The sequence below is a fragment of the Janthinobacterium sp. LPB2021202312-11-4 genome, assembly GCF_037049705.1.
GTDB lineage: Bacteria > Pseudomonadota > Gammaproteobacteria > Pseudomonadales > Pseudomonadaceae > Aquipseudomonas.
Map to the genome: position 1 here is coordinate 19,969 of NZ_JBAGKV010000045.1, position 24,197 is coordinate 44,165.

General features: G+C 60.4%; 25 protein-coding genes. 18 read left to right on the forward strand and 7 right to left on the reverse strand.

What is annotated here, in order from left to right:
* Positions 1-73: 73 nt before the first annotated feature.
* From V5E99_RS28900 to V5E99_RS28920, 5 genes are all read left to right on the forward strand, one after another.
* Positions 74-1,177: an efflux RND transporter periplasmic adaptor subunit gene (locus V5E99_RS28900; RefSeq protein WP_499805835.1), complete on the forward strand. Its 1,104-nt coding sequence runs from the start codon at positions 74-76 to the stop codon at positions 1,175-1,177.
* Positions 1,174-4,248 carry a MexW/MexI family multidrug efflux RND transporter permease subunit gene (locus tag V5E99_RS28905; RefSeq protein WP_499805836.1) on the forward strand — a complete coding sequence of 1,025 codons (3,075 nt, stop codon included), beginning with the start codon at positions 1,174-1,176 and terminating at the stop codon, positions 4,246-4,248. Before V5E99_RS28900 ends, V5E99_RS28905 begins: the two co-directional genes overlap by 4 nt.
* Before the next feature lie 9 nt (positions 4,249-4,257).
* Positions 4,258-5,709 carry an efflux transporter outer membrane subunit gene (locus tag V5E99_RS28910; RefSeq protein ID WP_499805838.1) on the forward strand — a complete coding sequence of 484 codons (1,452 nt, stop codon included), beginning with the start codon at positions 4,258-4,260 and terminating at the stop codon, positions 5,707-5,709.
* A 164-nt stretch (positions 5,710-5,873) separates the two neighbouring features.
* Complete coding sequence (locus tag V5E99_RS28915) at positions 5,874-6,200, forward strand: ArsR/SmtB family transcription factor (RefSeq protein ID WP_499805839.1); 327 nt, start codon at positions 5,874-5,876, stop codon at positions 6,198-6,200.
* Positions 6,201-6,281: 81 nt separating this feature from the next.
* On the forward strand, positions 6,282-6,812 hold the full coding sequence (locus tag V5E99_RS28920) for a chorismate--pyruvate lyase family protein (protein WP_499805840.1): 531 nt from the start codon (positions 6,282-6,284) through the stop codon (positions 6,810-6,812).
* Between the two features lie 121 nt (positions 6,813-6,933).
* Here the strand turns inward: V5E99_RS28920 and V5E99_RS28925 are convergent, their stop codons facing one another.
* The 5 genes from V5E99_RS28925 to V5E99_RS28945 all read right to left on the reverse strand — a co-directional run bounded on the left by V5E99_RS28925 (position 6,934) and on the right by V5E99_RS28945 (position 9,806).
* Positions 6,934-7,209 carry a LysR family transcriptional regulator gene (locus V5E99_RS28925; RefSeq protein WP_499805841.1) on the reverse strand — a complete coding sequence of 92 codons (276 nt, stop codon included), beginning with the start codon at positions 7,207-7,209 and terminating at the stop codon, positions 6,934-6,936.
* Positions 7,210-7,226: 17 nt separating this feature from the next.
* Positions 7,227-7,733, reverse strand: a complete 507-nt coding sequence (locus V5E99_RS28930; RefSeq protein WP_499805842.1) for a flavin reductase — start codon at positions 7,731-7,733, stop codon at positions 7,227-7,229.
* 146 nt (positions 7,734-7,879) lie between these two features.
* Complete coding sequence (locus tag V5E99_RS28935) at positions 7,880-8,251, reverse strand: MerR family transcriptional regulator (RefSeq protein ID WP_499805843.1); 372 nt, start codon at positions 8,249-8,251, stop codon at positions 7,880-7,882.
* A gap of 49 nt (positions 8,252-8,300) precedes the next feature.
* On the reverse strand, positions 8,301-8,876 hold the full coding sequence (locus V5E99_RS28940) for an NAD(P)H-dependent oxidoreductase (protein ID WP_499805844.1): 576 nt from the start codon (positions 8,874-8,876) through the stop codon (positions 8,301-8,303).
* Positions 8,877-8,921: 45 nt separating this feature from the next.
* Positions 8,922-9,806 carry a LysR substrate-binding domain-containing protein gene (locus V5E99_RS28945; RefSeq protein WP_499805845.1) on the reverse strand — a complete coding sequence of 295 codons (885 nt, stop codon included), beginning with the start codon at positions 9,804-9,806 and terminating at the stop codon, positions 8,922-8,924.
* A gap of 209 nt (positions 9,807-10,015) precedes the next feature.
* Here V5E99_RS28945 and V5E99_RS28950 point away from each other — a divergent pair, with 209 nt between their 5' ends.
* Complete coding sequence (locus tag V5E99_RS28950; RefSeq protein ID WP_499805846.1) at positions 10,016-10,780, forward strand: sulfite exporter TauE/SafE family protein; 765 nt, start codon at positions 10,016-10,018, stop codon at positions 10,778-10,780.
* Here the strand turns inward: V5E99_RS28950 and V5E99_RS28955 are convergent.
* Positions 10,770-11,084, reverse strand: coding sequence for a putative quinol monooxygenase (locus tag V5E99_RS28955; RefSeq protein ID WP_499805847.1), 315 nt, complete (start codon positions 11,082-11,084; stop codon positions 10,770-10,772). The two genes, V5E99_RS28950 and V5E99_RS28955, sit on opposite strands and share 11 nt — an antisense overlap.
* Before the next feature lie 161 nt (positions 11,085-11,245).
* Between V5E99_RS28955 and mdaB the strand changes: the two genes are divergently transcribed.
* The 10 genes from mdaB (at position 11,246) to V5E99_RS29005 (ending at position 20,128) form a co-directional block, all read left to right on the forward strand.
* The gene (gene mdaB, locus V5E99_RS28960; protein WP_499805848.1) at positions 11,246-11,836 is read left to right on the forward strand and encodes an NADPH:quinone oxidoreductase MdaB; all 591 of its coding nucleotides are present in this window, start codon (positions 11,246-11,248) and stop codon (positions 11,834-11,836) included.
* A gap of 166 nt (positions 11,837-12,002) precedes the next feature.
* Entirely contained in the window at positions 12,003-12,914 is a 912-nt protein-coding gene (locus V5E99_RS28965; RefSeq protein WP_499805849.1) for a LysR substrate-binding domain-containing protein, read from the forward strand.
* Between the two features lie 103 nt (positions 12,915-13,017).
* A complete protein-coding gene (locus tag V5E99_RS28970) occupies positions 13,018-13,911 on the forward strand; it encodes an NAD-dependent epimerase/dehydratase family protein (protein WP_499805850.1) in 894 nt (297 codons plus the stop codon).
* Between the two features lie 144 nt (positions 13,912-14,055).
* The gene (locus V5E99_RS28975) at positions 14,056-14,673 is read left to right on the forward strand and encodes a Fic/DOC family protein (protein ID WP_499805851.1); all 618 of its coding nucleotides are present in this window, start codon (positions 14,056-14,058) and stop codon (positions 14,671-14,673) included.
* Between the two features lie 459 nt (positions 14,674-15,132).
* Positions 15,133-16,482, forward strand: coding sequence for a GntP family permease (locus tag V5E99_RS28980; protein WP_499805853.1), 1,350 nt, complete (start codon positions 15,133-15,135; stop codon positions 16,480-16,482).
* A 16-nt stretch (positions 16,483-16,498) separates the two neighbouring features.
* Positions 16,499-17,359, forward strand: coding sequence for a MurR/RpiR family transcriptional regulator (locus tag V5E99_RS28985; RefSeq protein ID WP_499805854.1), 861 nt, complete (start codon positions 16,499-16,501; stop codon positions 17,357-17,359).
* 1 nt (position 17,360) lies between these two features.
* Positions 17,361-18,818, forward strand: a complete 1,458-nt coding sequence (locus V5E99_RS28990) for an N-acyl-D-amino-acid deacylase family protein (protein WP_499805855.1) — start codon at positions 17,361-17,363, stop codon at positions 18,816-18,818.
* A 197-nt stretch (positions 18,819-19,015) separates the two neighbouring features.
* On the forward strand, positions 19,016-19,384 hold the full coding sequence (locus V5E99_RS28995; RefSeq protein WP_499805856.1) for a glyoxalase superfamily protein: 369 nt from the start codon (positions 19,016-19,018) through the stop codon (positions 19,382-19,384).
* A gap of 82 nt (positions 19,385-19,466) precedes the next feature.
* Positions 19,467-19,712 carry a FitA-like ribbon-helix-helix domain-containing protein gene (locus tag V5E99_RS29000; RefSeq protein ID WP_499805857.1) on the forward strand — a complete coding sequence of 82 codons (246 nt, stop codon included), beginning with the start codon at positions 19,467-19,469 and terminating at the stop codon, positions 19,710-19,712.
* A complete protein-coding gene (locus V5E99_RS29005; protein ID WP_499805858.1) occupies positions 19,709-20,128 on the forward strand; it encodes a type II toxin-antitoxin system VapC family toxin in 420 nt (139 codons plus the stop codon). The genes V5E99_RS29000 and V5E99_RS29005 overlap by 4 nt, the downstream gene beginning before the upstream one ends.
* Before the next feature lie 145 nt (positions 20,129-20,273).
* Here the strand turns inward: V5E99_RS29005 and V5E99_RS29010 are convergent, their stop codons facing one another.
* Complete coding sequence (locus tag V5E99_RS29010) at positions 20,274-22,193, reverse strand: HAMP domain-containing methyl-accepting chemotaxis protein (protein WP_499805859.1); 1,920 nt, start codon at positions 22,191-22,193, stop codon at positions 20,274-20,276.
* A gap of 263 nt (positions 22,194-22,456) precedes the next feature.
* Here V5E99_RS29010 and pmrG point away from each other — a divergent pair, with 263 nt between their 5' ends.
* Together pmrG and V5E99_RS29020 are read left to right on the forward strand one after the other, a co-directional pair.
* Positions 22,457-23,128 carry a lipopolysaccharide core heptose(II)-phosphate phosphatase PmrG gene (gene pmrG / locus V5E99_RS29015; RefSeq protein ID WP_499805860.1) on the forward strand — a complete coding sequence of 224 codons (672 nt, stop codon included), beginning with the start codon at positions 22,457-22,459 and terminating at the stop codon, positions 23,126-23,128.
* 22 nt (positions 23,129-23,150) lie between these two features.
* Positions 23,151-23,984: a phosphatase PAP2 family protein gene (locus V5E99_RS29020; RefSeq protein WP_499805861.1), complete on the forward strand. Its 834-nt coding sequence runs from the start codon at positions 23,151-23,153 to the stop codon at positions 23,982-23,984.
* Positions 23,985-24,197: the final 213 nt, after the last annotated feature.

Consider the following 24,197-nt stretch of genomic DNA (forward strand, 5'->3'; position numbering starts at 1 on the left):
CGGGTTTGTGTCGCCTCTTTTTTATTAATTCTTGAACTTTTGTGCTCGCAGTAAAGAGTCAAGGGAGTGCCACATGCTTGCTCGAAATATGCTTAAAACACTTATCTTTGTGGTCTTGGTCGTGGTCATCTCCAGCGCATTGGGCTGGCGTTTCTGGTCACCGACGCCAGCGGCTGCAGAACAACGGATTCCGAGTACCCGGGTCGGTCTGGCCCAGGTCAAAAAACAGCCGTACACCTATTACCTCGAAGCGATCGGCAAGCTCGAAGCCCAGCGTCAGGTCTTGGTGTCGGCGGAAGTCAGCGGCAAGGTCGTTGATATCGATTTCGAATCCGGCGATGAAGTGAAGGCCGGGCAACTGTTGCTGACACTCAACGACGCCCCGGAGCAAGGGGAATTGGTGCGCTTGAAAGGCGAGTTCGAATCGGCCAAGGCGCAATTCACCCGGGTCCAGGAACTGGCCAAGACCGGTGCTGAAAGCCGCCGCGCCTTCGACAGTGCCCGGGCTCAACTGGACGCCGCCAAAGGTGACATGGAGCGGATGCAGGCACAGATTGCCCAGCGGCATATCCGTGCACCGTTCGCCGGCACCCTGGGCATTCGTCAGGCGCATTTGGGGCAATACCTTGACGCCGGCGGCGCGGTCGCGACCCTGACTGACCCGGGTGTGCTGCGCGTCAACTTCACCCTGGCCGAGCGCGATGGTTCCCGGGTGCAACTGGGCCAGACCGTGCAGGCCAAGGTCGATGCCTGGGTCGATGTGACGTTTCAGGGAAAAATTGTTGCGGTCGATCCGCAGATCAATCAGTCCCACACCATCAACGTTCAGGCCGTGATCACCGACACCAAAAAACTGCTGCGTCCGGGCATGTATGCCCGGGTCTCGGTGACGCTGCCGCAAACCGCCGAGCTGCTGATCCCGGAAACCGCCATCACCTACAACGCCTACGGCGAAAGCGTGTTCTCGGTGTACCTCGACGAGGCCGGCGTGACCAAGGTCAAGCGTGAAAGCATCAAGGTCGGCGAGCGTCGCGATGGCTGGGCGGTGGTCAACAAAGGCTTGACCGAGGGCGTGCAAGTGGTGACGTCCGGGCAGTTGAAACTCCACGACGGCGTGGCGGTGGAAGGTGTGCCGGACACAATTGGCCTTAACCTCGCAACCGGGTCGAAACCATGAAATTTACCGACATCTTTCTACGCCGCCCCGTGCTGGCCGTGGTGGTCAGTACGCTGATCCTGCTGTTCGGTGTGCGTGCGTTAATGAACCTGCCGATCCGCCAGTACCCGATGCTGGAAACGTCGACCATCACGGTCACCACCCAGTACCCGGGCGCCTCGTCGGAGCTTATGCAAGGCTTCGTCACCCAGCCGATCAGCCAGGCTGTGGCCTCGGTCGAGGGCATCGACTATCTGTCGTCGTCTTCGACCCAGGGCCGCAGCCTGGTGACGATCCGCATGGCCCTCAACAGTGATTCGATCTCGGCGTTGACCGAGGTGATGGCCAAGGTCAACCAGATCAAGTATCGCTTGCCCAAGGATGCCTACGACCCGGTGGTGGAGCGCACCTCGGGCGGTTTCACCAGCGTGGCCTACGTGGCGTTCGCCAGTTCCAACCTGACGATTCCGGAGATGTCCGATTACATCTCGCGGGTGGTCGAACCGATGTTCGCCGGTATCGAAGGCGTGGCGAAAATCAACATCATGGGCGAGCAGAAACTCTCCATGCGCCTGTGGCTCGACCCGCAACGCCTGGCCGGTTACGGCTTGACCGGGCAAGACGTTTCGCAAGCCATCGAAGGCAACAACTTCCAGGCCGCGCCAGGCCAGGTCAAAGGCTTGTATGTGGTCAGCAACCTGCGGGTCAACACCGACCTGAACAGCGTCGAAGACTTCCGCGACATGGTGCTGCGCAACGACAACGGCCGGATCATTCGTGTGCGGGACGTTGGCACCGTCGAGCTGAACGCCGCTGCGACCGACACCAGTGGTTCGATGAGCGATGTGCCGGCGCTGTTCCTCGGCCTCGACGCGGCGCCAACCGGCAACCCGCTGGTGATCGTCAAGCGTGTGCGAGAACTGATCCCGCAGATCCAGGAAACCCTGCCACCGGGCGTGACCGTGCAGATTCCGTTCGAAGTGGCGCACTTCATTCAGTCCTCGATTGATGAAGTGTCGTACACGCTGCTGGAAGCCCTGGTGATTGTGGTGCTGGTGATTTACCTGTGCCTGGGCACCTTCCGCACGGTGCTGATCCCGTTGGTGACCATCCCGCTGTCGATGCTCGGCGCGGCGATGTTGATGCAGATGTTCGGCTTCAGTTTGAACCTGCTGACCCTGCTGGCGATGGTGCTCGCCATCGGCTTGGTGGTGGACGATGCGATTGTGGTGGTGGAGAACGTCCACCGACACATCGAGGAGGGCAAGAGCCCGTTTGATGCCGCATTGATCGGCGCCCGGGAAGTGGCGGGGCCGGTGGTGGCGATGACGTTTACCCTGGCGGCGGTGTACGCGCCGATCGGCTTGATGGGTGGCCTGACGGGCACGCTGTTCAAGGAGTTCGCGCTGACCCTGGCCGGCGCGGTGGTGATTTCCGGGATCGTCGCGCTGACCTTGTCGCCGATCATGAGTACGCGTTTGCTGGATGCCAAAAGCAGCGAAGGCTTTATGGCCGTCAAAGCTGATCGGTTCTTTCAGTACTTGTCCCAGCGTTATGGCGCGTTGCTTGGCGGCTCGCTGGCCCGGCGCTGGATCAGCCTGAGCGTGGCGCTGGTGATCTTTTTCAGCCTGCCGTTTTTGTACCGCTCGGCGCAGACCGAACTGGCGCCGCTGGAAGACCAGAACATCCTGCTGACCGCCATCAAGGCGCCGCAACACGCCAACCTCAACTACCTGGAAGCCTACGCCCACAAGCTCTACGAGACGTTCAACGAGATCCCCGAGGGTTACAGCAACTGGGTGGCCAACGGTTCCGACGGGCTGTCCAACAGTGTCGGCGGGATCAACCTGGTGGACTGGGAAAAACGTGGGCGTGACGCCAACACCATCCAGCCTGACTTGCAGGCGAAGGTGAACCAGATCGAAGGCACCAGCATCTTCGTGTTCCAGATGCCGCCGTTGCCTGGCTCGACCGGTGGGTTGCCGGTGCAAATGGTCATTCGCAGCGATCAGGAATACCTGGCGTTGTTCAACGTCATGGATCAACTCAAGCAAGCGGCCCAGGCCAGTGGTTTGTTTGCCGTGGTGGACAGCGACCTGGACTTCAACAATCCGGTGGTGGAAATCCAGATCGACCGCGCCAAGGCCAACGCGTTGGGCATTCGCATGCAGGACATCGGCGAGACCCTCAACAGCCTGATCGGCGAGAAATACGTCAACCGGTTCTCCTTCCACGGGCGCTCTTATGACGTGATTCCGCAGTCGATTTCCGCTGACCGCCTGACCCCGGAAACCCTCAAGCTGTATTACGTGAAAGACCAGAAGGGCAACCCGGTGCCGCTGTCGACGCTGGCCACCCTGAGCATGAAAGTCGAGCCTAACCGCCTGACCCAGTTCAACCAGCAGAACGCCGCCACGTTCCAGGCCATCCCGGCACCGGGCGTGACTTTGGGCGCTGCGGTGGAGTTCCTGCAAAAACAATCGGAAAACTTCCCGGCCGGCTTCAGTTTCGACTGGCAGTCCGACGCCCGTCAGTACGTGCAGGAAGGCAACAGCCTGGTGTTCACCTTCGGCCTGGCCCTGGTGATCATTTACCTGGTGCTGAGCGTGCAATACGAGAGCTTCCGCGACCCGTTCATCATTCTGATCAGCGTGCCGCTGTCGATCTGCGGGGCTCTGGTGCCGCTGGCGCTGGGCATGACGTCGCTGAACATCTACACCCAGATCGGCCTGATTACCTTGATCGGATTGATCAGTAAGCACGGGATTCTGATGGTCGCGTTCGCCAACGAATTGCAGCGCAAGCAAGGCATGGATCGTGTGCAAGCGATTCAACACGCCGCGCAAGTGCGGCTGCGGCCGATTCTCATGACCACCGCCGCGATGGTGGTAGGGCTGGCGCCGCTGTTGTTCGCCAGTGGCGCGGGGGCCAACAGCCGCTTCGGGCTGGGTCTGGTGATTGTGGTCGGGATGCTGATCGGCACGCTGTTCACGCTGTTTATTCTGCCGTCGGTCTACACCTTGCTGAGTTCGATCAAGCAGCCGGCTCGCGCCGCTGAAACCCACCCGGTCAATGCGCCGCAACCCATCTGAGGAAGTTGTATGTATCGGATTACACGCTTCATGCTGGCGCCGCTGGCCGTGTCGATCATGTTCGCCGCCGGTTGTGTGAACTACGCCGGGATCAATCATCAGGGCCAGTTGTTGTCGATTGACCAGGCGTCTTCGAACAGCCTGAAAGACACGCTGCCACCGGCCAATTGGCCACGCGCCGATTGGTGGTCGGCCCTGGGCGATCCACGCTTGGGCGCGTTGATCGAAGAGGCTTATGCGAGCAACCCGGACTTGCAGGAGGTGCAGGCTCGGGTGGCCAAGGCCAACGCGTTCCTGGACTTGCGCGATGCCGAGCGCTTCCCGGAAATGGACGCCTCGGCGGGTGTCACCCGTGGGCGACTGTCGAAGTTCGAGGATTACAGCGGTGAGGGCCACAAGTACTTCACGGCCCGCAACCTGGCGGTCAATTTCAACTACACCTTTGACCTTTGGGGCGGGCAGCGCGCGGCGTGGGAGTCGGCGCTCAACAGCGCCATGGCGGCGGAAGTCGACCTGCAATCGTCGAAGCTGATTCTGACGGTCAATGTGGTCAAGGCTTACAACCAATTGGCTTATGCCTGGCAGGTCTCGGAGCTCAATCGCCGGGACCTGGCGCGCTTGAGCAAACTGGTGGAGTTGTCGGACTCGCGCTACCACTCGGGGCTGGACAACCTGTCGCAGTTGAAACAGGTGCAGAGCCTCAAGGCCCGTTCGGAATCGACCCTGATCGGCGCCCTGGACGACATCGAAATCGCCCGGCTGCAATTGTCGGTGCTGGTGGGCAAGGGCGTTGATCGGGCGCAAGGCATCGAGCGTCCTTCGACATTGCAAGCCAGCGTGGTGGCACTGCCCGCGCAACTGCCGGCGCAGTTGTTGGGGCGCCGGCCGGACATCGTCGCGGCGCGCTGGCGGGTGGAGGCCGAGAACAAGAACATCGATGCGGTCAAAACCACGTTCTATCCCAACATCAACCTGGTGGCGGCGGCGGGCACCCATGCGTTGTCCGGCGACGCGATTTTCGCCAGCGTCAGCAAATTCTGGAACATTGCGCCCACGGTGTCCTTGCCGATTTTCGACGCCGGGCGCCTGCGCTCCGACCTCAAGGCCGGCAACGCCGAGCTGGATGTTTCCATCGCGCACTACAACCAGGTGCTGACCTCGGCGCTGCACGAAGTGGCGATTTCGGTGACGCAGTTGCGCTCGTTCGAACAGCAGATCGCGGTGCAGAAGGATGCGTGTGCGATTGCCCAGTCGTCCTATGAACTGTCCCAGTCGCGCTACAAGGCCGGCGAAGACACGTTCCTCGATGCGCTGAACATCGAGCAACAGTTGATTCAGGACGAGATGCGCCTGGCTTTCCTCAACAGCAAGCACGTCGACAGTTCGATTTCCTTGATGGCGGCGTTGGGCGGCGGCTTCCAGGAGCGCGATTTGCCGTTGGCGCAGAACACCGAGCAGTAGCGTTCAACGGTCTGTGCGGCCGGGGCGTTAATCGCGGGGGTGGGGATCTTTGTGTATAGTCTTACTGTTCTCGTATAGACGAATTCACGAAAGCCTTCTCCCGCCTATATCCTCAAAGGTACCTACCTATGAACGTCCCGAATCACCCCAGTCAGGATCAGATCTTGTTAGAGAATGTTCTGTCCGCGCTGGGGAGCCCGTTGCGCCTGACCGTGTTGAAGGTGTTGGCCGATGGCCAGGAACACCCCTGTGGCCGGATTCTCAAGGGCGCATCGAAGTCGACCATGACCCACCACTGGCGGGTTTTGCGTGACAGCGGCCTGATTTGGCAACGGCCGTACGGTCGGGAAAACCTCTTGTCCCTGCGCCGCGAGGACATGGATGTGCGGTTCCCCGGGCTGCTCGATTCGCTGCTCACCGCAGTCAAGTTCGATGAACAGACCGTCGATGTGATCAGCAAGCATGAAGTGACCGAAGACACCGACGCGTAAGTGAAATTGATCCACCGCACGTGAAGGGCCGGCCCTTCACGGCAACCAACCGATTCACGATCACCAGGGAGGTGTGTGAGCATGGGTTCGAATCATTATTGGTCGTCGCGACCGCTGTCGGAGTTGACCGCCCCCGAGCATCATTGGCTGTTTTTGCCGGGCGCGTTGACCCCGCGCTTGAAAGCCATGGGCGACTATTCCATCGAAGTGATCGAACAATCCCATACCGTGCTGAACCAGGACGAGGCCGAGGCACTGGACGTGCCGCCAGCGTCCACCGGTTGGGTGCGCGAAGTGGTGATGAAGATTGACGGCGAGGCCTGTGTCACGGCGCGCAGCCTGACCAGTGTGCCGGCCCTGAGCGCCGATTGGGCCGAGCTGAACGAATACGGTGGTCGGCCGCTGGCGGAGATTCTCTACCGCTCGGAACAGACCCTGCGCGAACCGTTCCAGTGCGCCTTGCTGGCCCCCGGCGCGCCGCTGGCGGCACTGTCTTACCGCTACGCGCCCCATGCTAAACGGCTGCTGGCCAGGCGTTCGCGCTTTACGCGCAACGGCTCGGCCTTGTTGGTCAGCGAGTGTTTTCTGCCGGCGTTCTGGGCACGGGTCTGACTCGACATCCGGCTCGGCCATCGAGCTTGAACATCTCCTCCAACCATGTCCCCGACCGGTGTTCAACCGACGGCAAACCCTTGGCCGTTTTTCGGCCCAAGGGCTGCCACGGTGAACGGTTTCAGAGGCTGATCACCGCCTCGATCTGGCTGATGGCCGGGGTCAGGGCCAAGGCCAGTTTTTCCGCTTTCGAGGTCGGGCGCATCGTATTGCACGAGCGCAGGAACAGCGGGTCATCGAAGCGCTTGCGCAAGCGTGCCAACGAGCCACTGATCGCCGGTTGTTTCACATGCAGGCGTTCGGCAGTGCGCGAAACGCTTCGCTCGCGAAACAACACCAGAAAAATAATGATCAGGTTCAGGTCGATATCCGCGAAGTTGTCTTCATTGAATAACATGCTCTGATCCCCATCGTTTACTGATCGGGAGCCAAGCGCATTTGGTCATTGAGACGGTAGTAGTTGCGATTGAAATAGACCAGGCCTTCAGTGGCTTCGCTGTGTTTGAGTTCGAGGATTTCACAGTAAAAAATGCTGTGGGTGCCGACCTCGTCAATCTTGCTGACGCGGCAGTCGAGGTTGACCAGTGCTTCTTCAATGGCCGGCGAACCGGTCACCAGGGTTTGGCAGTTAACGCTGGAGAAGCGCTCCTGCATGCTCAACTGACGGTTGGCGAACGCGCCGGAAGTCGCCTGATGGTCCCCGGTCAACACGTTCACACACAGCACGCCGTTGGTTTTGAAATGCTCGTGATTGGCCGAGGCGCGATTGACGCACACCAGCAGCGTCGGCGGTGAATCGGTCACGCTGCACACGGCGGACGCGGTGAAGCCGAAACGGCCTGCGGGGCCATCCGTTGTGACGATGGTGACGGCGCTGCCCAGCATCGCCATTGCATTACGAAACTCCGATGAATCAACCATAGCGTCCCCTCATTCCTTGTAGGTTATTGGAGCTGATCCGTTCTTCCTTGACCGCTGTCGCTGTGCGCAAACGGCGGCTGAGACGACACGTTCGCTCCGGAGCTATAGTACGTATGTATCCGTACTTTGCAAGTTATTCCTTGGGCTTATTTTGGCTCTAGAGGGCAGTGTTCCCAGGCGTTTTGCAGGCTCTCTTCGAACTCGACCAATTGCGCGTGCCGTTGGGTCAGCGCCGCAATCTGGGCGTTGATCTCGCGCTTCTTGTCGGTGATCGCTTGCTGGGCATCGGCCCATGACAGCGGTTGCCCGGTTTGCCCGGCGAAAATCCCCTGCAATTCCTTGAGCTTGAAACCCAGTTGTTGGGCGCATTTGATGATGCCCAGCCGATCGACGCTCTGCTGGTCGTAAACCCGGTAGTTGCCCTGACGCCGGGCAGGCGGCATCAGGCCGATGGCCTCGTAGTGACGGATGCTTTTGATCGTCGTGCCCGAACGCTGCGCGGCTTGGCCGATGTACATGAAAAGTCCTTTTTTTGCCGAGGGTAAACCGTGCCCATTATCGGCAGACTCATTGGCTGGCGATAGCCTGGGCTTGCAGCAGCCAGGCCTCGCGCTGAGCGGCGCTGGAACCCAGGATTGGCCCGAAGGTCAGCGTGCGCCGGGGTTCTATGCCGCAAAACGCCAGGGTGGTTTTACGCACCTGATGCAACCCGGGCATGCGATAGACCCAACGGTAATACCAGGGCGGCGTGTCCATGGTTACGAGCAAGTGCGCACTGCGACCGCTCAGGAGTTTGTCGGGAAATGCCTTGCCTTCGCGGTACTTGAAGGCGAAACCCGGCAGGAACACCCGGTCGAAAAAGCCTTTGAGCAACGCCGGAATCCCGCCCCACCAGATGGGATAAACCAGCGTCAACTTCTCGGCCCAGAGGATGTCGGCCTGGGCCTGGCGCAGATCGGCCTCCAGCGGCTGGACCTGTTGATAACCTTCACGCAGCACCGGATCGAAGTCCATCGTGCCCAGCCACAACTGACGCACCTCATGCCCGGCGCGCAACGCCGATTGCGCGTAGCGTTCGGCCAGTGCAGCGCAGAAACTGTTGCTCGAAGGATGACCGAGAATCACCAGTATTTTCTTGCCCATTGTCCGCATCCTTGAAGATCAAACCCCAAGGGTAAAGTCTACCCCTCAGGGGAGAGTCAAGGCGTTCAGCAAGGCTTGGGCGTAGGCGGGCAACGCCGCGAAGTCTCGGGCGCACAACAGCAGTTTGCGTTGGGCCCAGGGCTCTTGCAGGGCAAGGCTTTTGAACGGTGTTTCACCCGGCCAGCGCTCGATGGCGGCCAGGGGCACGATCGCCAGCCCGGCCCCTCGGGCGACCATGCGCATGACCCCATCAAAGCCGTCGGCGCGGATGCGGATTTGCATCCGTGAACCGGTGTGCAGCGCCTGTTCTTCGAGGTACACCGCGAGCGCGCTGTTGGCGTTCAGGCTAACGAAGTCGTGGTGCAAGGTGTCGCTGAAACTGACTTCGCCGCTGTCGGCCAACGGATGATCGCGGGGCAGGATCAGCACCAGCGGATCGTCACGAAAGGGGCGGGTTTGCAGGCCATCGGTGTCCACCGCGTCGGAGACGATCCCGAGGTCCGCCGCCCCTTGGCGCAAGGCGTGGGTGATGCGGGCGCTGGGCAGCTCTTGCAGGTCGATGTCGAGGTTGGGGTGGTCGCGCAGAAAGTCCGCGAGCAATTCCGGCAGGTATTCGGTGATGGCTGTGGTGTTGCACAACAACCGCACCTGGCCTTTGACGCCGTTGGCGTATTCGGCCAGATCCTGCTGCAGGCGCTCGGCTTGTTGCAGCAGGACTCGGGCGTGTTTCGCCAAGGCTTTACCGGCCGCAGTGGGGGTGACGCCGCGCCGGCCACGCAGGAGAAAGTCGACGCCCAGCGACGCTTCCAGCGCCCGGATACGTGCGCTCGCCGCTGCCAGCGACAAATGGCTGCGTTCGGCGCCGGCGGTGATGTTGCCGCTGTCGAGGATGTTCAGGTAAAGGCGCAGGTCGGTGAGGTCGAAGTGCATTGTTTTACCTTCAGGGTTTTTGTTGTCGGGGCCGGCCTCTTCGCGGGCAAGCCTTGCTCCTACAGGGAATTCCCGTCTCCCTGTAGGAGCGAGGCTTGCCCGCGAAGGTGCCAGCAGCCTCAGCGAAATCTTTAGCCTCTGTCAAAGCAAGAGGCAGCCTCAGTATATGGCAGATTTTCAAAGCACCCGCCCGGGCTCACCATAGCGCCATGAATACACTCGCCGCGTTCTACCAAAACCTCGGGTTGGCCTTGTCTATGTTGGTCGTCGCCACGTTCCTGCTGGCTGGCATGATCAAAGGTGTGATCGGCCTCGGCCTGCCAACCATCGCCATGGGCCTGCTCGGTCTGGCTATGGTGCCGTCACAGGCTGCCGCGCTATTGATCATCCCGGCGACCCTGACCAATGTCTGGCAACTGGCTTTCGGCGGGCATTTGCAAGGATTGATCAAACGCCTGTGGCCGATGCTGCTGGCGATTTTCCTCGGCACCGGCGCCGGGACATTGTGGATCGGCATGGCCAGCGGACATTGGGTGGTGCGGGGATTGGGCGCCGCGTTGTTGCTGTACGCCTTGAGCGGATTGTTTCTGCCGACGATGCGCGTTGGCCGGCGCACCGAGCGTTGGCTCGGCCCCCTCTGCGGCGTGCTGACCGGGGTTATCACCTCGGCCACCGGTGTGTTCGTGATCCCGGCGGTGCCGTACTTGCAGGCGCTGGGTTTGAACAAAGATGAACTGGTGCAGGCACTGGGGCTGTCGTTCACCGTCTCGACCCTGGCGCTGGCCGCCGGGTTGTTCTGGCGCGGCGCCCTCGGCGGGGGCGAGTTGAGCGCCTCGCTGCTGGCGCTGATCCCGGCGGTGCTCGGCATGTGGTTGGGGCAATGGCTGCGTCAGCGGATCAGCGCCGTGTTGTTCAAGCGAGTGTTCTTCATTGGCCTCGGGTTGCTTGGCGGCCACTTGCTGATCAGCGGCTAGCCGAGGATGGGCTGAGCATCTCGATCGCGCGGATGTCGAAATCCTGTTCCAGATAGTCCATGCGCTGATCGCGGAACTGCTTCATGTGCGGCAGGTTCGAGTGCACGTCCAGGTGGGCCTGGGACTGCCAGATCTCGTAAAAGATAAACAGCGTCGGGTCCTGCTGGTCGCGCAGCATGTGGTACTCGATGCAGCCGGGTTCGGCGCGGCTCGGTTCAACGTAGGCGCGAAACAGCGCTTCGAAGGCCTCGGCTTTTTCCGGGCGGGTCTTGGCGTGCAGGATGAAACCTTGTACATCACTCATCAAAAAATCCCCTCGAAATAACAATCGGCGGAATTTTATGGCAACAATCGCTTATGGATTCGTGCGTTTTGGTCAAATGAATTTTGTGAATTCGGCGCTTATTCCGCGCGAGGCGGGTCGCTACTCTGCCGCCATCGAATTCCAACATTCTGAGACCTCTCATGAAAAAAGTCCTCTTGCTCAATGGCGGCAAAAAGTTCGCCCACTCCGATGGCCGCTATAACACCACCCTGCATGACACCGCGCTGAGCGTGCTGGATCGCGGCGGTCTGGACGTGAAAACCACGTTCATCGACGAGGGCTACAACCTCGCGGAAGAAGTCGCCAAGTTTGTCTGGGCCGACGTAATCATTTATCAGATGCCGGGCTGGTGGATGGGCGCGCCGTGGACCGTGAAGAAATACATCGACGAAGTCTTCACCGAAGGCCACGGCAGCCTCTACGCCAGCGATGGCCGCACCCGTTCCGACGCCACGCAAAAGTACGGCAGTGGCGGTTTGTTGCAGGGCAAGCAATACATGTTGTCCCTGACCTGGAACGCGCCGCAGCAAGCCTTCAACGACCCGACCGATTTCTTCGAAGGCAAAGGCGTGGACGCGGTGTACTTCCCGTTCCACAAGGCCAACACCTTCCTCGGCATGACTGGTTTGCCGACTTTCCTGTGCGTGGACGTGATGAAACGCCCGGACATCGAGCGTGACATGGCGCGGTATGCGCAGCATTTGACTGAGGTGTTTGGCCTGTCTGTATAAGTTTTCCGGCTAGTATCCGTCGCAACGGCCGGAAAGATCGCAGCCTGCGGCAGCTCCTACAGATTGCGTACACCCGTTGGTTCAGGGGGCACGCAATCCTTGTAGGCGTTGCCGAAGGCTGCGATCTTGGCGATTCATGCCACGCCGATACGCAAAGAGGACCCACGTGAAAGCCAGATCCGATGAATTGCAGATTTTTGTCTGCGTGATTGAATGCGGGTCGATTTCCGCTGCGGCGGAGCAGGTCGGGCAAACGCCGTCGGCGGTCAGCCGCACGTTGTCGCGGCTGGAAGCCAAGCTCGACACCACGCTGATCAACCGCACCACCCGGCGCATGGACCTGACCGAGGAAGGCAAGTATTTCTTCGAACACGCCAAGCTGATTCTCGATCAGATGGACGAGCTCGAAGAGCGCCTCAACTCCCGTCAGCAAACCCCCTCCGGGCGCCTGCGGATCAACGCGGCGTCGCCGTTCATGCTGCACGCCATCGTGCCCTACATCGATGAGTTCCGCCGGCTCTACCCGGACATCCAGCTCGAACTCAACAGCAATGACCTGATCATTGACCTGCTGGAACAAAGCACCGACATCGCCATCCGCATCGGCACGCTGGCGGATTCCACCTTGCACGCACGTTCCCTGGGTTGCAGCCCATTGCACATCCTCGCCAGCCCGGCCTATCTGGAACAGCACGGCACACCCACCGCCGTCGCCGATCTCAACGGCCACTCGCTGCTGGGCTTTACCCAGAACGAGGGCCTCAACCAGTGGCCGCTGCGCCATGTGCACGGCGATCGCTGGCCGATCAACGCGGCGATCAACGCCTCCAGTGGCGAGACCGTGCGACACCTGGCGCTGGAGGGCCAGGGCATTGCCTGCCTGTCGCACTTCATGACCATCGACGACATCCGCGCCGGGCGGCTGAAAGTGGTGCTGGCGGATTTCAACAGCGGCTATCGCCAGCCGATCAACGCGGTGTATTACCGCAACTCGCAACTGGCCCTGCGCATCCAGTGCTTCCTGGACTTCATCCAGGGCAAATTGGCGGTGTACGCGAACACGGATTTCAAAGGCTGATTCGTGATCGCTGCGCAAGAGTGAATTGGGCCAACGGGTATTTTTCGACAGGGATCGGTCCTTGATACTCGTTGCATCACTTATCAACGCAGGGAGTTTCTCCATGAACGTATTCGTTACCGGCGCTGCCGGTTTTATCGGCGGCTCCATCGCCACCAGTCTGGTCAAGGCCGGCCATAACGTCACCGGCCTGGTGCGCAGCGCCGAACAAGCCAAAGAACTCGCCGCCCTGGGCATCACCCCGGTGATCGGTACGCTGGATGACAGCGCATTGCTGGCCGAACAGGCCCGCGCCGCCGACGCTGTGATCAACGCCGCCAGCAGCGACCATCGCGCTGCGGTTGAAGCACTGCTCGATGCACTGCGCGGTTCCAACAAAGTGTTCCTGCACACCAGCGGTTCGAGCATCGTCGGCGATGCGTCGGGCGGCAAATCCAGCGACGTCATCTATTACGAAGACAACCTGCCGGCACCCACCGTCGACAAAGCCGCCCGCGTTGCCATCGACAACCTGATCCTCGCGGCGGCGCAGGACGGCGTGAACTCTGCCGTCATCTGCAACACCCTGATCTACGGCCACAGCCTGGGCGTCAATCGCGACAGCGTGCAGTTGCCGCGACTGTTGAAACAGGCGCGCAAAAGTGGAGTGGTACGCCACGTCGGCACCGGCCAGAACATCTGGTCCAACGTGCACATCGAAGACGTCGTGGCCCTGTACCTGCTGGCCCTGACCAAAAACGTCCCGGGCACTTTCTACTTCGTCGAAAGCGGCGAGTCGTCGTTCATCGACATGACCACCGCCATGGCCCAAGCGCTGAACCTCGGTGAGCCACAAGACTGGCCGCTCAAGGACGCCGAAGCCGAATGGGGTTACGAAATGGCCAACTATGGCCTGGGCTCCAACAGCCGGGTGCGCGGCAAACATGCGCGGGAACTGCTGGGCTGGGCGCCGAAGCGCACGTCGGTGGTGGAATGGATTCGTAACGAAATGGTGTGAGTGGCGTTTCAGCCACACAGGCTGCGACTTTAGCCTGACAAACGGCTGCCCTCGGGCGGCCGTTTTGGTTTTTGAAATTGATCAACGTCAGCAGTCGGGCCTATGGTTGATGCTTCAATCGTAAACGGTCAGGAATGGCGAAAAATGAACAATAGGTACGACGCCGAGGGCTCGCAAAGTAGCTATGAGCCTGGCTCGGACGAGCGGGTGTTAGCCAACAAGCTCGGTATTACCGACCCGCAGGATATGGACGACGCTGAATTGGTGTTGCTCGAGAAGTTGTACCAATCGGTGCTGATCGAAAACCTGCCTGATCGGCAATTATCCGTGCAGGACCTCAAGGATTGGCATCGGCGATGGCTCGGCAATCTCTATCCCTGGGCAGGAGATATTCGCGCGGTCAACATGGGCAAGGGCGGTTTTTTCTTCGCAGCAGCGCCACAAATTCCGCGATTGCTGGTTAATTTTGAACGGGACTGTCTTGCCCGATTCACGCCGTGCAGCACTTGCACGGATGACGAGTTGATTAAGGCGATCGCCTTAAGCCACGTAGAGTTCATCCTTATTCACCCGTTTCGTGAGGGTAACGGGCGCTTGTCGCGATTACTCGCGGATGTGATGGCGGTTCAGGCCGGGCGCTTGCCTTTGGATTACAGCTGCTGGGAGGAGCACAAGGGCGCGTACTTTGCGGCGATCAACCAAGGACTGAACTGCAACTATGCGCCCATGGAACATTGGGTCGAGCAGGCATTACTGGAATGACCGGCACGCAGAGAGGCATCGTTAAGGTGCGAGAGTGAGATGCTCGAACTTGCTGGTTTTGTTTCTAAGCTTGCGTTCAATCACTTGGACAGGCTGACCCGTTTCAATGGCCGTTGAACTGGCGATTGCCCGAATCAAGGTCTCCGAATTCAGTTTTTTGCCGTTTCGGCGCTCAGTTGCCATGAGCCTGTCTCAGTTTGGGAATGAGTGCCGAGTATAGCGCTTATGGCTGCGCTGAAAACTGACTGCGTCATCGCCCGTTCTGTGTGCGGAAAGCGACCAGCCTAAAAGCAATGAAAATCCCCACCCCCCATTTTCATAACCCCCACCCCGCCATACCTCTGCGCGACATGCCTTACCTGTGCACGTAAATTACTTTCACCTCGTTTGAAAATCACGCCACGAAATGATTTATGAGTTTCACAAATCACTCGACGTGACCCTTTCGAGGAGTACCGCATGACGCCTTCCTTCGGCTATTGGCTGCTGGTTTATGCCGCTATCGCCATCATTGCGCTGATCGTTCTGATCGCGCGTTATCGACTCAATCCGTTCATTGTGATCACCCTGGTGTCCATTGGCCTGGCGCTGTTGGCGGGGATGCCGGCGTCGGGTGTGGTCGGGGCGTATGAGGCGGGTGTCGGCAAGACCCTGGGGCATATTGCGCTGGTGGTGGCGCTGGGGACGATGCTCGGCAAGATGATGGCCGAGTCGGGCGGCGCGGAGCAGATGGCACGCACGTTGATCGATCGCTTCGGCGAGAAGAATGCGCACTGGGCGATGGTCTGTATCGCGTTCCTGGTTGGCTTGCCGCTGTTTTTCGAGGTCGGTTTTGTGTTGCTGGTGCCGATTGCGTTCACCGTGGCGCGGCGGGTCGGGGTGTCGATTCTGATGGTCGGTTTGCCGATGGTCGCCGGCCTCTCGGTGGTGCATGCGCTGGTGCCGCCGCACCCGGCGGCGATGCTGGCGGTGCAGGCTTATCAGGCGTCGGTGGGGCAGACGTTGCTCTATGCGATTTTGATCGGCATTCCGACGGCGATTATTGCCGGCCCGCTGTACGCCAAATTCATCGTGCCGCGCATTCAATTGCCGGTGGATAACCCGCTGGAGCGGCAGTTTCTCGACCGCGAACCACGGGATCGCTTGCCCGGTTTCGGCATCACCATGGCGACCATTCTGTTGCCGGTGGTGTTGATGCTGATCGGCGGCTGGGCGAACCTGATTTCCACGCCGGGCAGCGGTTTCAACCAGTTCCTGTTGTTTATCGGCAACTCGGTGATTGCCCTGTTGCTGGCGACGTTGTTGAGTTTCTGGACCTTGGGCCTGGCGCAAGGCTTCAACCGTGAATCGATCCTGAAATTCACCAATGAATGCCTGGCGCCGACCGCCAGCATCACCTTGCTGGTCGGCGCGGGCGGTGGCTTGAACCGGATTCTGGTGGACGCCGGCGTCACGGATCAGATTGTCAGCCTGGCCCATGAATTCCACTTGTCGCCGCTGATCATGGGCTGGCTGTTCGCGGCGTTGATGCGGGTGGCCACCGGTTCTGCCACCGTCGCCATGACCACCGCGTCGGGCATTGTCGCGCCCGTGGCCATCGGCTTGGGTTATCCCCACCCTGAATTGTTGGTGTTGGCAACGGGGGCGGGCTCGGTGATCTTTTCCCACGTCAACGACGGTGGCTTCTGGCTGATCAAGGAATACTTCAATATGACGGTCGCCCAGACCTTCAAGACCTGGACGGTGCTCGAGACGCTGATCTCGGTCGTCGCCTTCGGCCTGACCCTCGGTCTTTCTTACCTGCTGTAGCCGGAGCCGCCCCGCCATGGACATCCTCTACCAGATCCGCGCCCGCCAGGATTCGTTTAGCGCCGGTGAAGGGCGCATCGCCCGGTTGATGCTCGACGACGTCGGTTTTGCCGCTTCCGCCAGCCTCGATGAGCTGGCGCTGCGGGCGGAAGTCAGCAGCGCCACGCTGTCGCGGTTTGCCCGCACGGTGGGTTGCCGCGACTTGCGCGACTTGCGTTTGCAACTGGCCCAGGCCAGTGGCGTCGGCAGCCGCTTCCTCGACCCGGCGGGCACACCCGAGCAATCGGCGTTTTACGGGCAGATTGTCGGGGATATCGAATCGACCTTACGTCGGCACCTGGCTGCGTTCGATGAATCACGCTTCGCCGATGCTGTGAAATTGCTGGGCAAGGCGCGGATGATTCACGCCTTCGGCATGGGCGGATGCTCGTCGTTGTGCAGCGATGAGTTGCAAGTGCGACTGGTGCGCTTCGGCTACCCGATCGCGGTGTGCCATGACCCGGTGATGATGCGCGTTACCGCCGCCAGCCTCGGTGCTGAACACGTCGTGGTTGCTTGCTCGCTGACGGGCATCACCCCGGAACTGATCGAAGCCGTCGAGCTGGCGCGCAACTATGGCGCACGGATTCTCGCCATCACCCGCGCCGACACGCCACTGGCGCAACTGGCCGATGTGCTGTTGCCGCTGCAAGGCGTCGAAACCTCGTTTATCTACAAACCCACGGCGGCGCGCTACGGCATGTTGCTGGCCATCGACGTACTCGCCACCGAGCTGGCGCTGGCCAATCCTGAAGACAATCAAGAACGTTTGCGGCGGATCAAACTCGCCCTCGACGAATACCGCGGCGGCGACGATCACCTGCCGCTGGGAGACTGACATGCTGTACGACACGCTGATCCGCAATGCCCTCGTCATCGACGGCAGCAACAGCCCCGGTTACCCCGCCGACGTTGGGATTCTGAACGGTCGCATCGAGTGCATCGGCGACTTGCACGACGCCACCGCCACCGAAGACATCGACGCCGCCGGGCGAGTGCTGGCGCCGGGTTTCATCGACGTGCACACCCACGACGACACGGTGGTGATCCGCCAGCCGCAGATGCTGCCTAAACTCAGCCAGGGCGTGACCACGGTGATCGTCGGCAACTGCGGGATCAGCGCTTCGCCGGTGAGTTTGCGCGGCGATCCGCCGGACCCGATGAACCTGCTCGGCACTCAAGCGGCGTTTGTGTATCCGACGTTCAGCGCTTACCGCGCGGCGGTCGAAGCGGCGAACACCACGCTGAACGTCGCGGCGCTGGTCGGCCACACGGCGCTGCGCAGCAATCATCTCGACGACCTGTTTCGCACCGCCAGCGCCGATGAAATCAGCGCCATGCGCGAGCAATTGCGTGAAAGCCTGGAGGCCGGCGCGCTGGGCTTGTCCACAGGCCTGGCGTATGCGAGCGCGTTCTCGGCGTCCACCGATGAGGTGATGCAACTGACCGAAGAATTAACCGCGTTTGGCGCGGTCTACACCACCCATTTGCGCAGCGAATTCGAACCGGTGCTGGAGGCCATGGACGAAGCGTTCCAGATTGGCCGCCACGCGAAATCCCCGGTGATCATTTCCCACCTCAAGTGTGCCGGCGTCGGTAACTGGGGACGCAGTCCGCAGTTGTTGGCGGCCCTTGAGCACGCGGCGAAAACCCACCCGGTGGGCTGCGATTGTTATCCCTACGCGGCGAGTTCCTCGACCCTGGACCTCAAGCAAGTCACCGACGCCCATCGCATCACCATCACTTGGTCCACACCGCATCCTGAACTGGGCGGCCGCGATCTGCTCGACATCGCTGCCGAGTGGGGCGTGCCGTTGCTCGACGCCGCCCGACGCCTGCAACCGGCGGGGGCGGTGTATTACGGGATGGACGAGGCGGATGTACGAAGAATACTCGCGCATCCGTTGTCGATGGTCGGTTCTGACGGACTGCCGGAAGACCCGTTCCCGCATCCGCGTTTGTGGGGCGCTTTCCCACGGGTGCTCGGACATTTCAGTCGCGATGTGGGGCTTTTTCCGTTGCACACCGCCGTGCACAAGATGACCGGGTTGTCGGCGGCACGTTTTGGTTTGAAGGAACGGGGCGAGATTCGTGTAGGGCATTGGGCGGACCTGGTGTTGTTTGATCCGTTGACCATTCGTGATGTGGCGGACTTCCATGACCCGCAACGGGCGGCGGAAGGGATTGACGGGGTGTGGGTCAACGGCGTGTTGAGTTATGTCGACGGGCAGGCGAACGGGCGCAGGGAAGGGCGGTTTTTGGCGCGGGAAGGGGATTTGCGGGCGGGTTTTGGTTAAGGCCTGAAGAGCAAAAGATCGCAGCCTGCGGCAGCTCCTACAGGGGATCGCATTGCAACCGTAGGAGCTGCCGCAGGCTGCGATTTTTTGATCCACGTCTCATAGTGGCACTCTGAGATTAAAGAAAGCCATCCACAAGCCGAAGCGCTGACATCCAGCCCAGCTACACTGGGCCTTTTCCAGTCAGGGAGCACCCCATGAGCTTCGGCAAGACCACCCCGATCCTGCGCATCTTCGACGAACGCAAAGCCGTGGAATTTTACGTCGACTTCCTGGGCTTCAAGATCGATTGGCAGCACCGCTTCGAAGCCAACTTCCCGTTGTACCTGCAAGTCTCCCGGGGCGAGTGCGTGCTGCACCTGTCCGAACACCACGGCGACGCCACACCCGGTTCGGCCCTGCGCATCGAAACCGATGAACTGGAAGCCTTCCAGCAGCAACTGGCCGCCAAGGACTACACCTACGCCAAACCCCAGATCCAGGCCACGCCGTGGGGCAGCCAGGACCTGACCGTGACCGACCCGTTCGGGAATCGGTTGGTGTTTACCAATGCGATTTGTGTTTGATGCCTTTCGGCAGATCTGCGGATTTTTACAACGGAAGATATGCTAGCCTAAATCAATGATTTCATTGATTGCAGGAGGCATCATGGCCAGCATCACAATTCGAAACCTTGACGACCAAATCAAAGAGCAACTGCGCATAGCCGCTGCTCACAACGGGCATTCAATGGAAGAGGAGGCTCGCCTGATTCTGGGAAGAGCGCTAGCCACCGTTGATCGCGCAGGAGGGCTTGGCAGCCGGATTCGCAATCGGTTCAGGCTAAGTGGTGGCGCTGAACTCGATTTGCCTACGCGAAAAGAGAAAGCAACGGCGGTGGATTTCTCCGAATGATAGTGCTCGATACCAATGTTCTTTCTGAGTTCATGCGGGTCGAGCCCGATGAAAAAGTATTGGCTTGGGTCGATGCCCAGCCAGCGATGGAATTGGCGATTAGCGCAGTGACTGTGGCAGAGATTCTCCATGGCATTGCGCGGCTACCGTTCGGTAAGCGCAAACAGAAACTTGAGGCGCATGCGATGGCAATGTTTGAAGAGGACTTTGCCGGAAGGATATTGCCTTTTGATGCCCATGCCGCGGTCGAGTACGCGACGCTGGTGGCGGGCTGTGAAGCAAGTGGTCGAGCGGCTTCGATGGCCGACGCTCAGATCGCTGCCATTTGCCGAAGCCATGGAGCTCCGATTGCTACCCGCAATGTTCGGGACTTTGCGTTCTCCGGGGTTGAGGTGATTAATCCTTGGGAAGCCTGAAAATCTGCGGAGGCACTAGACAGCCTTCGCGAGCAGGCTCGCTTCCACATGGGAGGTGATGTCGATCACAGATTTCGTGCACACCCCCCCCACTGTGCGAGCGAGCCTGCTCGCGAATGGTCTTTCATTCAACGCACAGTGAAGTTCAGACCCGGAAGTGGCTCACCATCTGCTGCAACTGACCGCCCAACCGCGCCAGTTCAATACTGGATTTAGCGGTTTCGTCGCTGGCAGCGGCGGTCTGTTCGGAGACGTCGCGCACGTTGATGATGCTGCGGCTGATCTCTTCGGCCACGGCGCTTTGCTCTTCGGCAGCGGCGGCGATCTGCTGGTTCATCGACTGGATGTTGGACACCGTGCGGGTGATGTTTTCCAGAGAGGCGCCAGCCTTGCGGGTCAGCGCGACGCTGCTGTCAGTCAGGGCGCGGCTGTTGTTCATCACCGCCGACACTTGTTGCGTGCCGTTTTGCAGACCGGCCACCAGGCCTTCGATTTCTTCGGTGGATTTCTGCGTGCGCTGGGCCAGGCCACGGACTTCATCCGCCACCACGGCAAAACCACGACCGGCTTCACCGGCGCGGGCCGCTTCAATCGCCGCGTTGAGCGCCAGCAGGTTGGTCTGTTCGGCCACAGCCTTGATCACATCCATGACGCTGCCGATCTTGTCGCTTTCCTGTTGCAGCACGCTCATGGCCTCGGTGGAACGCGCCACCTCGGTGGCCAGGCGTTCGATCTGGGCGATGGCTTCGTTGACCACTTTGTCGCCCGCGCGAGCTTCGCTGTCGGCAGCAGCGGCCGCCTGGGACGCTTCTTCGGCGTTGCGCGCGACTTCCTGCACCGTGGCGGTCATCTCGTGCATCGCGGTGGCCACTTGATCGGTTTCGATCTTCTGGCTGTTGACCCCGGCACTGGTTTGCTCGGTCACGGCCGACAACTCTTCGGCGGCGCTGGCAATCTGGGTGACGCCGTCGCGGATGCCGCTGATCAAGTCCCGCAGGGTTACGCCCATGCGGCCGATGCCTTGCTGCAACACGCCGAGTTCGTCGCGGCGGGTGACTTTAACGTCCTGGGACAGGTCGCCGCCGGCGATGCGTTCGACCACGGTCATGGTTTCGCGCAGCGGGCCGGTGATTTGACGGGTGATGACCACGGCGGCAATCACGCCCACCAGCAATGCCAGCAAGGTGCTGATCAGCTGCAGGGTGCGGGCCTGGGCGCTTTCGATGTCACGACGGTCGATCTGGAATTGATAGAGCTTGTCGCTCAGGTCGACGATGGCGGTGCCCTGGTCGGTCATTTCCTTGCGTGCCAGCACGGCGTCGTTGCTGGCGGCTTTGTAGGCTAGCAAGGCGCTGCGGTAGTTGGTCAGCGCGGTGTCCAGTTGACGTAAAGCGTCTTGCTGGGTGTCGGCGAAATGCACGTTCAACGGTTTCAGGCTGGCAATAGCCGCGTCCAGTTGGCGGACGGCTTTCTGTTCGGTTTCGGCGTTGGTGCTGGCGGTGTAGCCGCGCACTTCGTAGCGGGCCAGCATGAACGCTTCCTTGGCCGCCGTGATGGCCAGGAACTGCTCGAAACGCTGATCGCTCAGGGGCATTTCCTGCACGCGGGTGTTGATCGCGTTGATCAGCGTGTTGGCGGTCTCGGCGTTGGCGCCCATGGCGTCGCGGGCGCTGTTACCGGTGCGGTAGGCGCTGCGCATTTTGTTCAGGGACGTCTGATAGGCGGCAATGATCGCGGCCTGCTCTTTGAGCATTTTGACGTTTTCAGGATTTTTGAAACTGCCCAGCAACGCGGTTTGCTGAGTCACAAAGCTGTCGAGGGTGGTTTGCACGTTTTGCGCGGCGGTTTCGTCGCCGTTGGTCAGCATGTATTGCAGGCGAACCACGCGCAGCTTGGTCAGGCCGGCGTTGAGCTGGGTGATGTCGCTCATCCAGTTGCTGCGGTCAATCAACCCGCCCAGGCTCGTCCAGCCAGTCAAGGCCAGGACGCAGGTCAGTGCCAGGACCAGGCCGAATCCCAGGCCCAGTTTCAGGTTCACGCTGATGTTGCCAAACCAGCTATTCATCACAATTCCTCCAGGAACGTAGTGTTTCTTTATCGTCAGTTGGCTGGAAGATTGTTGTTTTTAGGTGCCAGCAAGGTGTGTTGCAGACCTGTATCGGCAGCATTCCCGAGAGCTGAAAGGTTTTTGCGGGACAGATCCTGTAACAAGAGATGTGGGCAAGACTTAAGCTTTTTTTCACATGGGTTTCACTTGCTGGCGACGCCCGGCTCTCTACCCTCGCCGCATTAAATGATCTGCGTGACATGCCGGCGAGGCGGCTAGCTGTGGAATTGAGACTGAGTCTGTTCGGGATAAAACGCGCGATCGATCTGCGCCGTTTTGCCCGTTATCGCAATGCCGCAGTGGTGCTTGCCTCGGCATTGCTGGTCATTCCGTTGACCATCTGGTTGTTGGCGCCCGCCACTGTGCCGGACCTGGCCCATGGCAACGTGGCCGGTGCCAAGGCGTTGCTGTCGGGCTGGGCCAAGGGCGACATGATCGTGCTGGTGCGCCACGTCGAGCGCTGCGATCACTCCAAAGCGCCCTGCCTGAGTGGCAACGACGGCATCACTGACCGTTCTCGCGGTGTAGCGGTGGCGGTCGGCTCTCACTTCGAACGCCTGGGCCTGTCCAAAGCCGACATCTATAACAGCCCGATGGTGCGCACTGCACAAACCGCCGGCTATATGTTCAACTCGGTCGGCGTGGGCGAAGACTGGTTGATCAGTTGCAAGGGCACCATGCTGCGCGACGCCCTGGCGCACAAAGTGCCGGGCCGTAACCTGATTCTGGTGACCCACAGCGAATGCATGACGGAGCTGGAAAAAAGCCTGAACGTCTCGACCTCCACGCTGGGCTATGGCGCCTCGCTGTTCGTGTCCACCGAAACCCCTCAAGCACCGTCCATTCTTGGTTACATCGAGGCCTCCGACTGGCGCTCGGTGACGACCCGATAATTTCTCTGACTCAGGACATACGATGCAGACTGCTGCCCCTTACCGCTTTTACTGGGTGAACTTCGGTATTCCGCTGGCCTGCGCGGCGCTGGTGTTCCTGATGTTCGACATGACCAAAATCGACATCGCCTTCAGCAATCTGCTGTTTGATCCGGTCAGCCAGACCTTCCCGCTGGACAAGGTTCACTTCTTCGAAAAGCTCACCCACAAGTGGGCGCGGATCATTCCGAATTGGACTGCTGAAATCGCCTTGATCGGTGCCATCCTGTCGTTTGTCTGGCCACTGCTCAACACGGCCAAACACCCGCGACTCGGCGGTTTCCTGGAGCGCAGCAAAGTCGCTCCGGTGCTGCGATTTGCCCAGGAACACCGGCGGGATTTTCTGTTCGTGGTGGTCGCATTTGCCATTTGCACCGGGGTGATCCATTTCCTCAAGGCCCACACCAGCGTCTACTGCCCGATTGAAACGACCCTCTACGGCGGCAAAATCGCCCACGTGGAGTGGTACAACAACTTCCAGTTGTTCAAGGAAGCGGGCGACGGTCGCTGCTGGCCGGGCGGTCACGCTTCGGGCGGGTTCACCATGCTCGCGTTGTACTTCGTGGCTCGCCGTTACCGCTGGCGCTTCTCGAAAGCGCTGATGTGGGGGGCGTTGTTGCTCGGGTTCGTCTACGGCACTACCCGCGTCCTACAGGGCTGGCACTACATGTCCCACACCTTTTGGGCCGGGATCTTCGTGTGGCTGTCCTGTTTGCTGACGGCGCTGGCGTTTTACGGGCGGGCATGGTTGCAGCAACCGGTGCGGCAAAAGCATGAGCGGTTCGAGCGGGTGGCGCAGCCGCAAACGGCTGGCTGATTCACACAGCCTGGAATGACAAAACCCGCCAGCCCTGATCAGGGGCGGCGGGTTTTTTGTTGTCTGGCTTAAGGGTGGCGGTGGCTGGGGGGATGCTATCGCGGGCAAGCCTTGCTCCTACAGGTTTCAGGTCGTTCACATCATTGGCGACACAAATCCCGTAGGAGCAAGGCTTACCCGCGAAGAACGATGACGCGGTGTGTCAGGCCGGAC

Excerpts from the sequence above, each read along its gene's own strand:
- V5E99_RS28920 (WP_499805840.1), top strand. The coding sequence starts at position 6,282 with ATGGGTTCGAATCATTATTGGTCGTCGCGACCGCTGTCGGAGTTGACC.
- V5E99_RS28970 (WP_499805850.1), top strand. The coding sequence starts at position 13,018 with ATGAACGTATTCGTTACCGGCGCTGCCGGTTTTATCGGCGGCTCCATC.
- V5E99_RS28940 (WP_499805844.1), bottom strand. The coding sequence starts at position 8,876 with ATGGGCAAGAAAATACTGGTGATTCTCGGTCATCCTTCGAGCAACAGT.
- V5E99_RS28900 (WP_499805835.1), top strand. The coding sequence starts at position 74 with ATGCTTGCTCGAAATATGCTTAAAACACTTATCTTTGTGGTCTTGGTC.
- V5E99_RS28910 (WP_499805838.1), top strand. The coding sequence starts at position 4,258 with ATGTATCGGATTACACGCTTCATGCTGGCGCCGCTGGCCGTGTCGATC.
- V5E99_RS29000 (WP_499805857.1), top strand. The coding sequence starts at position 19,467 with ATGGCCAGCATCACAATTCGAAACCTTGACGACCAAATCAAAGAGCAA.
- V5E99_RS28905 (WP_499805836.1), top strand. The coding sequence starts at position 1,174 with ATGAAATTTACCGACATCTTTCTACGCCGCCCCGTGCTGGCCGTGGTG.
- V5E99_RS29020 (WP_499805861.1), top strand. The coding sequence starts at position 23,151 with ATGCAGACTGCTGCCCCTTACCGCTTTTACTGGGTGAACTTCGGTATT.
- mdaB (WP_499805848.1), top strand. The coding sequence starts at position 11,246 with ATGAAAAAAGTCCTCTTGCTCAATGGCGGCAAAAAGTTCGCCCACTCC.
- V5E99_RS29005 (WP_499805858.1), top strand. The coding sequence starts at position 19,709 with ATGATAGTGCTCGATACCAATGTTCTTTCTGAGTTCATGCGGGTCGAG.
- V5E99_RS28990 (WP_499805855.1), top strand. The coding sequence starts at position 17,361 with ATGCTGTACGACACGCTGATCCGCAATGCCCTCGTCATCGACGGCAGC.
- V5E99_RS28980 (WP_499805853.1), top strand. The coding sequence starts at position 15,133 with ATGACGCCTTCCTTCGGCTATTGGCTGCTGGTTTATGCCGCTATCGCC.
- V5E99_RS28995 (WP_499805856.1), top strand. The coding sequence starts at position 19,016 with ATGAGCTTCGGCAAGACCACCCCGATCCTGCGCATCTTCGACGAACGC.
- V5E99_RS28930 (WP_499805842.1), bottom strand. The coding sequence starts at position 7,733 with ATGGTTGATTCATCGGAGTTTCGTAATGCAATGGCGATGCTGGGCAGC.
- V5E99_RS28945 (WP_499805845.1), bottom strand. The coding sequence starts at position 9,806 with ATGCACTTCGACCTCACCGACCTGCGCCTTTACCTGAACATCCTCGAC.
- V5E99_RS28975 (WP_499805851.1), top strand. The coding sequence starts at position 14,056 with ATGAACAATAGGTACGACGCCGAGGGCTCGCAAAGTAGCTATGAGCCT.
- V5E99_RS29010 (WP_499805859.1), bottom strand. The coding sequence starts at position 22,193 with ATGAATAGCTGGTTTGGCAACATCAGCGTGAACCTGAAACTGGGCCTG.
- V5E99_RS28935 (WP_499805843.1), bottom strand. The coding sequence starts at position 8,251 with ATGTACATCGGCCAAGCCGCGCAGCGTTCGGGCACGACGATCAAAAGC.
- V5E99_RS28925 (WP_499805841.1), bottom strand. The coding sequence starts at position 7,209 with ATGTTATTCAATGAAGACAACTTCGCGGATATCGACCTGAACCTGATC.
- V5E99_RS28985 (WP_499805854.1), top strand. The coding sequence starts at position 16,499 with ATGGACATCCTCTACCAGATCCGCGCCCGCCAGGATTCGTTTAGCGCC.
- V5E99_RS28955 (WP_499805847.1), bottom strand. The coding sequence starts at position 11,084 with ATGAGTGATGTACAAGGTTTCATCCTGCACGCCAAGACCCGCCCGGAA.
- V5E99_RS28950 (WP_499805846.1), top strand. The coding sequence starts at position 10,016 with ATGAATACACTCGCCGCGTTCTACCAAAACCTCGGGTTGGCCTTGTCT.